Below are 11,008 nucleotides of genomic sequence, written 5' to 3'. Positions count from 1 at the left end.
ATATCAAGCGAGTTGTCCTCAGGTATGAAAAACTGTGCAAATTACTGAAATAGAACCCGTTGTGCCGTTTCTTATTCCCGTTATATCAGTAACGATATGGGAACTGAAGTCTTTCGCTGTTTTTAGCGGATCTCCTTTTTCAGCTTATGCAGTATTATGAGTTAAACACCTAACTGCTTAATAGACTGCATTCTTGCTGTATTATCATCAACCTTGCTTTTTCTTGCTGCGTTTACTTTAATATTACTTGCTGTAGAATATATATTTTTGATTTTAACAGGAATAGTCTGTGTCTGACCTACCAATACTTCACATTGTATAGGAGATACGTCAACTCTCTTCAACCCATACATATCAAACCCGGCTATCTCCTTTTCGAGTCCTTCGTCCGGATAGCAGGCACCCACGCTGAAATGCCCCATTTGCCAACTTTCAGGCGTGAAGCTCGTTTGGAAAACACCAGCATTATCGGTCGTCACGGAAATGACTTTCCGATAGCCATTATTAATAATGTATAGATCAACCGGCACACCTGCAATTTTACTGCCGGTTGCTTTTCCGGTGATCATGACAGATTCTCCGGTTTTAAGCACGCTTTTATCCAAAGAAACCTGTACTGTATATAAAGGGGCTAATGTCAAAGCAAATGGAGCTGACGTATTGTTGATATACGACAATTCTTTTTTCGTCTGTTCTTCGTTTACGATGGCTATCAGATGGTAGTCACCGGTCTTTTCCAGAGATGTAAAATTCTTATCTAATGTAACACTTTCACCTACCGCCAATTCCTTCTGCGTATAAAGACTGCCCAAAGCAATCGAACTACTATTCAACTCTTTTCCTGTACTCAAATAAACAGACACCTTCGCTTGTGCAGACAAAGCGGCTGCTCCCTCGTTCTTTATAGTCAGACTTACTTTCGCACTTCCATTTACCGGAATTTCTTTTTCTGTCTGTAAGGTTGTCACCACCGCATCAGACAACGTCTGATCGGTAATGTTCAGCCAACAAGTGTTTTTACCATACGAACCAGCATCGATGACAACTGTTATAATTCGGTTCCCTTCCGACTCTTCATTTCTGGGGACTGTGATTTCGACATCCACCCTACGGCTGTCGGCAGGAATTATGACGGTAGACGGCAATTGAACCTCTTTATTGTCACAAGACAACTTGACGGTCAAAGGAGTCGAAAGCACTTCATTGACAGATACTGTGATCTTTCCTTTTTCCCCTTCCAATAAAGTCGTCTTTGAGGCGACACTCGTTACTCTGGCATCATCGTCATCCAAAACCGTGATTTTCTTTTCAAACACACCGGTTTCAGTTCCTGCAGTCGAACAATTGCAGGAAGAAACATAAATCGCACCTTTGATCGTCACCTCCTTATCACCATCTTTCATGGCATTATCAACTGTCTTTATGACAAACTGTTTTTCTGTCATACCCGGTTCGAGCACAATCGAAGCGGGTATACTGATCCGTCCGTTCCCATTGTCTGTCAGATGTACTGTCACCTTGTTGGTCGTCACTCCAGTACGCTTCAATGTTGCCACAACCGACTGAGTCGCCTCACTAACCGTTGTAGTGGAAAGAATCAGATCGATATCCGGTATATCATCATCCAAAATTTTCACAAAACGCTGGCTCTCCAAATCAAATATATGTCCGGGAGCAGAAGCCGTGAATACTACTTCATCGTCCAATCCGGGAAGGTCGTCATTGGCAACATTCAATTTCACTTCTACCGTTTTTTGGTTGGCAGGAATGATTACGACAGACGGAAAATCGATAAACCGATTAGAATGGTCAGAACGCAACCGTACTTCCAACGGCCACGAGATATTCCATTCCCGTTCAAGCGTCATCGTCACCATTCCTCCCTCCTTTATTTCGGATTCCTTCACCGACATCTTCAGATATGGATGTTCATCATCTTCGATCCATATCTCTTTTTTCAACTCCAGATAGGAGTTTCCCGTAACAGTCACAACTACAAAAGAATCCGGATTGGCAATCTCATTGTCTATTACTTTTATCTTAAAATAAGTACCGGATTCTCCTTTAGGGATCGTTATCTGCTCCGGCACTTGCAAACGCGACTTACTTTCGTTTGTAAACGTAAATGTCTCCTCCTTCCGTCGTGAACCACTCCTGGCCAACATACATGAAACTTCCGGACTCCCTTTTTCCTGAACGACCGTTGCATTCAGACTCCAAGCCAGAACCTTTGGCATATTCAACTCATTTTGCGATTCACCTTCATTATTCTCCCCATAAACAGGCAGTTCCCAGTCGGAAAACGCTTTGAGGACAACTTTCGCTTTTACCTTCCCTTCTATGCCGGGATAATCGCCTATCTTATACTCGGCTTTACGCGAGATAGAACCTTTGGCTGGTAAGGTCTCCGTATACCGTGTATTTCCAATAGCATACTCATTGCCAAGCTCATCCACCAAATAAAGATATTCGTTCCATCCGTCATCCGTCGTTTTTCCTCCGATATTCTCGACATTCCATGTCAGGGTCACATTGCCTCCTGGCTTAAAGTTGTCAGACTGCAATTGGATGTTTTTCGGGGTGATATCCGGTCCGTTGTCATCCACGATCTTGATCTTTCCAGCATCAAATGAAGTCATCACATTCTTACCATTGCGGTCAGCCAGTATGACATTCGTAAGTTCGAACGGATATTCTTTATCCACTTCCAAATTATCGGGCACAACCAATGGAATTTGAATCACTGCTCCGGAAACAAGCTTGAACGGTTTATTGTTACCGGACATGACAACCACCAAATAGTTGTTATTGCCTTTCGGTGTTACCGATATACTATGATCATCTTTACGCTCTTCTGTCAATTGGATACCATTAGCTGATTCTAATGTTACCACATCCGGTATATGTAGATTGAACTGGATAGCGACCACCTCGGAACGGTTGTCCATCTGCATTTTCACCTGCGTAGTCTTTCCCAACGGGCAATCCGTTGGGGAAATATACAATTTGTTTGTTTGGGAAAAAACAAATTGCATTCGGAATAGACATGCCAATATCAGTATTATTAAATGTCTGGTTCTCATAATTTGCTTATTTTGTAAGTGAAACTTTTATTGTTTGATGTTTGATTTCATCTGTTGTATGAAGCTCAATCTGCACGAGGTAAATACCGGAAGAAAGTCCTTTAGGCAACCATTGGACTACCTTATAATCACCAGGAACGACTTCATGAACCCGGTTGTAAGAAAGAATATGTCCGCCCATATCGTACACCGAGACAACCAGTGCTTTGACATCATGATCGATACGGATATTACCATCAGACAATCCGTCCGGCATTGATACAGCATTATTTCCGGTTGCCACCTGTTTCCCATCAAAGTCGGATCTAACCTCATTAGCCGCCTTATTTGTCAAATGGGCATGAGCTACAAAAGCATCGCTTCCTTTAACCTTCATGATGTCTGTTTTGCCCAAAGGGATGCCTGAACCATTCATGCACACTAAAACAAACCGCACACCGCCTTCGACATCGCGGGTCCTATACAGATAATTGTTAGCTGGGAGCAATAACTCAATTTGCTTCGAAGTAACTCCTTTCAGGGTTATGTCCAAATCCATAACCGATTCTGCCGGATTGTCGATAACCAGTTTTCCACTCTTAACGGAAAGGAAGGCGACAGGCTCTGAACTTACCGCATCCGCAGAACGCAAGGTGGAGCCACTTCTTGTTTGCGGAGTCTCCAACAGGATATTGACCGTAGCAACCAAATCTTGCACGTTGATGGTCGATTCCGCTTGTTTCTCCTGATAGGTATTGGCAGCATAATAATTGAAGTTGATATAACCACCATTGCCACTACTATTATTGTCATCATTGATAAAGTTCAATGTATGCCGGATATCATTCATGCTTACGCATCCATCCATGTTGGCATCGCCTTGATCAAAAAACAACTGGACTGTAACTTTACTGTCTTTAGCCGAATTAGAAGTTTGAGTAAGCACCAAGTCTTGATTCGGAGGTAGATTGATCGTATGGTAATAGCTGTTCCAAACAAAACCATACGCATCGTCTTGATATTTCAAATCCATAGGAGTCGCATAGCCTGGGACTTGCAATGACAACCCGGGCCATTCCTCTTTCGCCTGTTTATCATGGTTATACAAACAGATTTCTGGCAAGTCTAGTACAAACTTGTGGCGCAACTCGATTTGCCGGTTGGGCAACGTCTGACCGATAATGACAAGGTTTATTTTTTGCGAAATCAAGCCTGCAACGGTCTCCAACCGGTTACCTTTCAAATTCAGATTCTCCAATTTTGGCAAAGAATTGATGCTTGTCGGTATCATTCCTGACAATTGATTTTGTTCCAGATTGACAGCAACCAATTCGGGAGCGGTCGAACTTTCCGGAACAATCTCTTCTAAATTGCCAGTCAAGGCGTTCCGGCTCAAATCCAATGTTTGCAAATAAGGCAGCGAGAACAATCCTGCTGGCAGCGGCCCAGCCAAGTTCCGACCAGAAAGATTTATTTCAAGCACATGTCCATCCTCGTCTAATGTAACCCCTTCCCAACCATCCTTGTCTACAGCATTGGTCGTAACGTCCCAATGACGGTTCAAATACCATTGGTCACCACCAGCCTGCGTGTACAAGTCGCATAATACCTTGAATTCATCTTCCGGAATAGTAAGCAAAGCCAAAGGGATTTCAATCTCTTTGCGGTTGTTGCTTTTGCTCATTTCCAGAAGAGCATCATCCACATCAAGATAGATCTCAAACGTCAAAGTCTTCAATTTCTCTTCATAGGGTGCTTTAAACGTAAAGTTGAGTTCATAGCTTTCTCCGATTTCCAAACCCTGATTCGCATGATCTTTATATTGGGTAGAAATTGAAGCGTTCGTGCAACGAATTTGATCTCTCCATGACATCGTTCCAAGTTCTTTTGCCCCTTTATTGGTCACGATTGCCGTAATCGTAAACTCTCTGCCGGATACGACCGTTTGCGGTTCAACCTTCACTTCTGTTATTTCCAAATCGGCTGCTTTACCGATGGTAAAGGTTCGGGGATCACTCTGAACATATTCTCCACTACAACGATGATAAGTCCGAACATACCATTCATAGGTCTGTTCAAACTGAAAAAATCCATTATAATTCTCAATATGACATCTGCTATCAGAAACACCTTTTATATAATCAAACTCACTTGCCCCTTGTTTACGTATATAAACTTCATAATGATAATTTTTCCCCGGAATCGGTTCCCAAGAAAAATTAACATCATCAGGTGTCGCAATCAGCCCATTGTCTGATGGTTCCAACAAATTCAGATACATAGTTTGGGGATAAACCCATAAAGTAACAAGATGAGTCGCATAAATCTCTCCTTGATAAAGACAAGAAACTTCATAAGCCAACGGTTGATATTTATTGGTAGTATTAATCACTTCCATCGCAGGGATTTTACCTGAACCAGACTCTTTATATCCTGTTAAACCTTCCTGGGTTTCAACTAACTTCCATTCATAAGTAAATGCTTCCGAATACATATCAAACCTAATCTCATCACTTTGCTTCCCATAACAGATCGGACCGGGTTTAAACACCCAATCTCAGTTTCCTATATGAAAGGATTCGTTTCCGAAACGAACTGAGACCCCCCAATCCATATATTGAACTAATTGCTCCAATAGTCCATAGTTTTCTTTGTTCAACTCATTCCAAAGACTAAGAAAACTTGAATTACCATTTTCCTGTTCCAACTTCACCTTGTAAGGAGAATCTTTCAATTTAGGAATCAACTTATTTGCAACTTCCGTCATATTCAAATTCGATAACGACAAATCCAGATCTTGCGCTACGGTAATAGTCACATCACCACTTAAAGGTAGCTCCATTAAGTCTCTGAACATATCATCCAACAACTGGAAATTTCGAATACCTTTTTGGGATGGATTCAATGTGAATGAACCAGATATGGAATATTCTGATTCTGGAGCAATCATAATATAATTGATGACAGTCCTTTCTTCTTTACCATTTTTCACTGTCAGCTCAACTTTATAAGAACCCGGTTGCGAATAGATATGTTCCGGATGTTTCAAGGTACTTGTATTCCCATCTCCAAAATTCCACAAATATCGACTGGCTCCTTTCGATTTATTCGTGAAAGTCACACCATTTTTATACACCGCATAATCATAGTTAGGAGTTAATCTATCCATACTGGGTTCATCCGGATTATGAGGATTAAACTGTCCCCACACACAAATAGGGAATAAGAACGTTATAAATAAAAAAATGTAATATCTCATGATCATTGTCTTTTAATGGATGATTACTTTGTGAGTTGTCTCGTTGATCCGCACCAGATAGAAACCGGATTCCAAATGGATAGCGGTCGAACCAACCTCAATGCGGTTACGATATTTCTCAATACCCGAAGCGGTATAGATCGTAACTTCTGTCTTTTCGCCAACCTCGATATGAAGCGTATGACCTTCCGTCCGGACACGACTGGTCGTGGAGGTTACCGGAAGATTAGAGGTCGGGATGCCAAAACGGATTTCAAATCGATCGTCCACAGTCCCTTTATCTGCATGGAACGAATAGGAATCACAGCACAAATCAACCTGTTTGTTTTCATATTTGTCAAGCAGACAGACCTGCTCCCAAATCTCATCCTCCACTTTTTCGAATGTATAGATTCCTGTCTGCCCGACATAAAGGCCAACCGGTACGGAGCCCGTTCCTAAAGGACGCTCGTTGATGGCATACCGCTTGCCTTCCCCACCAAGGGTATAGAACTGTGGGATCTCCTTATTGGAACTCATCCATTTGACTGCATCATTATTCATGTCATACCCCGGTTGAGCCGATGGATTGATTACAATACGTGCCCGGTCAGTATAGGTTTCACCACTTAAACGCAAATTCAAGACTTTCCTGTCCGTATCTGAAATAGATCGCAAGGCATAAAAAACGGTCGATTCCGCATTAATTCTCCTGCCTTCCGGTTTAAACGTGATAACTTCTTCGCCATCCGGTTTCTGCACAAAGAACGCCTCCAACGGACGTAACGAGTATGAGTCATCCTTGATGGAAAGGGGAATATATCCCTGCCCGTCCCAAATGACGATAATGGAAGCAGAACCAAAAACAATATCCCGGATATCATAGAAAGACAAGTAAGGATTACCAATCAGGTTCCAACTTTTGTTATCATCATATGATGATCCATAATACTCTAGTGGAATGGAAACGGCCTCTGTTTTCATCAAATCTCGTACCAAATCCGCACCCTCTATGCGAAGTGACAATTTATAATACCTATCATCATTTTGATACTGTTCTGGATCATCCGTTTGTAAAATATATCCGCATCCAGCTTTCAGTTTCATCGTTTCATCTTTCCAGTTCCTATCATTATGCATACCATTATCAGCTCGGGATTGCCCATCGTATGTGCGAACCACATACTGTCGCGAACCGTTTTCAGGAGCAGAGACGAAAGCAGTCCTTTCCACATCGAAAGGAAAAGAGAGAAAGTGCCATTTTTGGGGTTGCAACTTCAAATCACAAGAGACACTTTGGAGTGCAGCCTCCTCGTTTTCATTTATAAAAACAGAATAGATTCCTTTTTCTACAAACAACCCATCCGGCAGAGGTTCATTATATTCTGTTCCTCTCCCATTCAACTTATATGACATATTCAGTTCCTTTATCTGCACCGGAGCCTTATTTATCAAGGAAGCAGAGGCGGTCACCTGTCCTTCATCCGGCTTAATATTGATTCCGATTTCACCTTTCGGATAATTGTCCATCGTAATGACCCATTCATCGCGAACCAGCATATTCCCTCCAAAATCGGGATGGAGAACGGCATCGGTAATTGGAAGGATATTTTTATCGTGCCACCGATAATCATTTTTCCAATTATCCAAAGCATTCTCTGGGACGTAAACAGTTTCAATAGTTTGTATCGCATCAGAGTTCACTGATATCGAATTAAGTCCAAAAGCGATCAACGTGGTCAAATTGGCGGGAAGCGATTCTTTTTGGGTTTCCTGATTATAGTCACCTGAGAGCCCTTCAAATCCTAAAGGTAGAATCAGTTTAGACAAGTTGGTTGCGGTTTGAGGTATCCTTATGCTTTTAACCCCAGCAGGCAATGCCAATTGTTCAAATTGCGGCCAACATTCTTCATTGAACCACACATTCGCATCAGATGAAACAGCTGCCGACATATCCAATCGAATCAGGTTGGGTATTTCATAAGATGCAAAGCTCATATCTTTTTCTGTTACCTGTCCCTCTATACTTAACTCTGTTATTTGTAACCTATCTTCTTCATTCATCAATTGCTCCCATAAAGGATTTTCAGGGCTTACCTTAATCACCCTGTTATAAGGAGTCTGACGATAGGTCGTACCTGACAGGTTCATTTCGATTTTTCCGGCAGAGGTCTGCAAAAATACAGTTTCTTCCCGTGTACCAGCATTCTTTGGGGTAAATTGGAATTGAATTATTTCCTCTGAACCAACAGCTACCATTTTAGAATTTACCAATGCAAAGTTTTCAGAACCAGTTATCCCTTTCACTTCTAAAGGCTGATCCCCGATGTTAGCGATTTGGATATCCACTTTAGGAGAAGAGCCTCCTACTGGTGCATACCCTAAGATAGACTCTCTGAATTGGAGAGGAATATACGGAACCGCATTGCCTGGAGATGTGATTACTCCTAACACAAGATCCGGTTTCATATCATTTTTATAAGGTTGTTTCCCGTCTTGTCCACGTAGGTTTAGGATGCTTTTGTATTCATGAAAGTTAGTAGAGATATTTATGTTTTGCGTGATAGGGACAGCAGTTGTTGTTTTTAAATCCACCAACAAATATCCCCCGTTGTAGGTAAAAGGAGCTGATAAATTGTATGTAACAAATTGCATTTTGTTTGTAAGAGTCACCTCTAATTGATCTCCTCCTTCATAGAGTGTAGCCATCCCCTCTTCGATATAAGAATAAGGGTAACTATAGCTGGGTATAGATTGACATTCTCCCAACGCAATACGCATGTTACCCAAAGATTGCGTGAGAGTGGATCCATCATAGATATTTATTTTATAAGGTATGGATATAGCATGAATCTGAGTCCCGACCGACAAGCAAAGTACTTCTGGAGGAATACAGAGTTGATTACGTATTTCCGACCTACGGTAATCAAAAACCACATTAGAGCCAAACTCCTGTTTTCCGGTCAATTCAATCCCTACCATGTTGCCGTTACCTTGTGCATTTAGCCAATCGGGTAACAAAAAGAGTAATCCTCCCAACAAATAATAAATAAATAAAACTCGTTTCATCCTTTATATATTTTAAATTATTCCCCAATAACTAGGAGATCATCCCCTTTTAAATAATTTTCAAATATATAAACCATCCATAACCTTCACAATCAGTTAAAACTCAAAGAGCGTACAAAAGTGGCATTTCATCGTTAAGCGGTACAAAATAGCAGACAAACACAAAAATTAAATTTCCGGACAACATGAAAAACATCGTTGCCGGGAAAATAATACACCTTACATTGATAAGACGATACACCTTACAAAATCTCTAACCACTCCTTCACCTTTCCGAAATATCGGCGAGAGGCGATCAATTCAATGTCGTCAAAAGGGGGATAAAGGTGGCATTCGAGAGTTTTATTCTCAATTGAACATAAATAGTCCAGATTGACAATGCAGTTTTGGCTGATTTGGACAAATGAGACGCTCATGTTCATCAAATCGCGGGCAGAAACACTCATGCGGAGTTTGTAATCCGTGCGGTCGGACAGATAGAGTTGCCAGCAACGGCTCACGTCTGAAAAACGAAATAACAACACGTCACTACGCTTCAAAAACAACAGGCCGGTCACCGTCTGGATGGCAAATTTGCAGTCATCGGCTAAAAGACGGCGCATGGACTGCTCCATATTCACCCTGCTGCGATAAAAAACACAGCGGAAACGTTCGATGACGGCATCCAATTCTTCCGGAAGGTAAGGCTTCAGCAGATAGTCGAAAGCAGAAGCCCGCAAAGCCTCCAATACATATTTATCGTATGCTGTATAAAAAACAACACGCATATCGGCATGGACATCCGCACGGATATTTTGCCATAGATCCAAACCGGACATCTTGGGCATCTCCACATCTAAAAAGAGCAAATCCGGCTGTTGGCGAATCACGATCTTTCTTGCCTTTTCTACCGAAGTGGTTGTTTCCAAAATCCGTATATCCGAATAGACACACAAATCATTACTCAAATTGCGGACAGAAGCCGCTTCGTCATCTACAATCACGACTGTAATTTCTTCACTCATAAATCAAATGTATAATCTAACGGTACAACAAGAGAAACTAAAGTCCCGTGCCCTCCCGGTTCAAGCAGGCTACGGTCTTGTATAATAAAGTTCATTTTATTCTTATTCCGGCTATTCAGAATATCGATGGTCTGGCGTAGAATTTTCAGTCCGTAACCTGTACCTTGTTTCTCTTGGCGGTTCTGCATGTCTGCAGCAAGACCGACACCATTATCTTCGATTGCGATAAAAAGGCTGCCTTGCTTTTCGATGATACGAATATGTATGCAAGCCTCTTCGTTTTCCGGGTCAAAAGCATATTTCACAGCATTTTCTACCGGTATTTGGACAGACATTGAAGGAATCTTCCAAGTATCAGGTATCTCCGGTGGTAATTCCCAAATAATTCGGATCCGGTCAGGATTACCCAACAAACGCAGTTGTAAGTATTCCTTTACCAATTGTATTTCATCCTTTAAGGGAACAGCAATCTGTTCCGAAAAAAACAGATTTCCCCTTAATACTTTTATCAATAAACGGATTGGCTTGTCCAATCCATCATATTGCCGAAAGGTCGGCAATATGATATTTAATGCATTAACATTAGTGTCCCATTAAAATTGGGACGAATTAAAAATTAAATAAACTTGGCCCAT

Annotated in this window: 6 protein-coding genes; all 6 read right to left on the bottom strand. The window is 41.6% G+C overall.

Annotation, left to right across the window (positions count from 1 at the left end; all coding sequences use genetic code 11):
* Positions 1-161: 161 nt before the first annotated feature.
* Positions 162-2,978, bottom strand: a complete 2,817-nt coding sequence (locus KTG12_RS20485) for a CARDB domain-containing protein (RefSeq protein ID WP_216945529.1) — start codon at positions 2,976-2,978, stop codon at positions 162-164.
* A gap of 112 nt (positions 2,979-3,090) precedes the next feature.
* Positions 3,091-5,556 (bottom strand): CARDB domain-containing protein, encoded by a 2,466-nt coding sequence (locus tag KTG12_RS20480; RefSeq protein ID WP_122334210.1) that lies wholly within the window; start codon positions 5,554-5,556, stop codon positions 3,091-3,093.
* A 63-nt stretch (positions 5,557-5,619) separates the two neighbouring features.
* On the bottom strand, positions 5,620-6,321 hold the full coding sequence (locus KTG12_RS20475) for a PKD domain-containing protein (protein WP_216945528.1): 702 nt from the start codon (positions 6,319-6,321) through the stop codon (positions 5,620-5,622).
* Between the two features lie 12 nt (positions 6,322-6,333).
* Positions 6,334-9,369, bottom strand: a complete 3,036-nt coding sequence (locus KTG12_RS20470) for a T9SS type A sorting domain-containing protein (protein ID WP_122334212.1) — start codon at positions 9,367-9,369, stop codon at positions 6,334-6,336.
* 242 nt (positions 9,370-9,611) lie between these two features.
* Entirely contained in the window at positions 9,612-10,373 is a 762-nt protein-coding gene (locus KTG12_RS20465) for a LytTR family DNA-binding domain-containing protein (protein ID WP_216945527.1), read from the bottom strand.
* Positions 10,370-10,813 carry an ATP-binding protein gene (locus KTG12_RS20460; RefSeq protein WP_139322581.1) on the bottom strand — a complete coding sequence of 148 codons (444 nt, stop codon included), beginning with the start codon at positions 10,811-10,813 and terminating at the stop codon, positions 10,370-10,372. Before KTG12_RS20460 ends, KTG12_RS20465 begins: the two co-directional genes overlap by 4 nt.
* Between the last annotated feature and the right edge of the window lie 195 nt (positions 10,814-11,008).

This window comes from Parabacteroides sp. MSK.9.14 (genome assembly GCF_019041495.1).
Classification (GTDB): domain Bacteria; phylum Bacteroidota; class Bacteroidia; order Bacteroidales; family Tannerellaceae; genus Parabacteroides; species Parabacteroides merdae.
Note: the sequence above shows the minus strand (reverse complement) of the source record. Positions and strands in the feature narration are given on the sequence as shown.

Bases quoted from the DNA above. Each gene is read 5' to 3' on its own strand.
- KTG12_RS20475 (WP_216945528.1), bottom strand. From the start codon at position 6,321: ATGAGATATTACATTTTTTTATTTATAACGTTCTTATTCCCTATTTGT.
- KTG12_RS20470 (WP_122334212.1), bottom strand. From the start codon at position 9,369: ATGAAACGAGTTTTATTTATTTATTATTTGTTGGGAGGATTACTCTTT.
- KTG12_RS20465 (WP_216945527.1), bottom strand. From the start codon at position 10,373: ATGAGTGAAGAAATTACAGTCGTGATTGTAGATGACGAAGCGGCTTCT.
- KTG12_RS20480 (WP_122334210.1), bottom strand. From the start codon at position 5,556: ATGTATTCGGAAGCATTTACTTATGAATGGAAGTTAGTTGAAACCCAG.